The organism is Howardella ureilytica (assembly GCF_054657495.1).
The window spans coordinates 1-748 of sequence record NZ_BAAHYP010000029.1 but is presented as its reverse complement, the minus strand read 5'-3'; the positions used below and the strand labels follow the sequence as shown (position 1 = coordinate 748).

At 42.0% G+C, this 748-nt stretch carries 1 protein-coding gene; it reads left to right on the top strand.

Annotated elements, in window-relative coordinates:
- Positions 1 to 22: 22 nt before the first annotated feature.
- The coding region (locus ACYQ1N_RS07580) for an RICIN domain-containing protein (RefSeq protein ID WP_459834517.1) at positions 23 to 748 on the top strand (726 nt) is incomplete at its 3' end.

Sequence of the window (748 nt, the reverse complement as noted above, 5' to 3'; positions counted from 1 at the left end):
CATAAGCGGTTCTGAGACGCAGATGTGGAATCTTATCAAAACTGCTTCAAATAATGAAGTAAAATCAAAGGGATTTACATTGGTAAAAGACTTTGCGGAAGGTGAATATAACATTCTTTCCGCTTCAAATTCCAACTACGCCCTTGACGTATCAGGCGGAAGCGTAAATAACGGCGCCAATATAGGACTCTGGGAGCGCAATTTTGCAAATGCTCAGAAATTCCGTATAGAAAAGGCGAACGAAAACGGAGAATATTATATAAGGACGGCATCTTCGGGATACAATTCATCCGTAGATGTGTCGGGAGCATCACCTAACAGGGGCGCAAACGTAGATCAGTGGACAAGTTACAACAACTATGCTCAGACATGGAAGATATACAGAAATGCAGAGGGTTCATATATATTTATCAACTCTGTAAGCGGTAAAGCTCTGGATATTTCAGGCGGAAACGTAAGAAATGGTCAAAATGTCGATGTATGGGATCTTAATGCATTAAAGAACGCACAGTGCTGGAAGATAGAATCCGCAACAACATTTGATGCGGCTCATCCTGAACTGGAGAAGATAACGAATATCGGAAAGCTCGGCATAAGTGAAAATGATTGGATAGAGCTTGGAAGCGCCGCTGATTCAAGCTTTAGACTTGATATTTCAGGCGGAAAGGATGCAAACGCAAACGGTCAGAATGCAAACTTATGGAAAGCCAACGGAGCCAATGCTCAGAAGTACAGAATAAAGAAACTC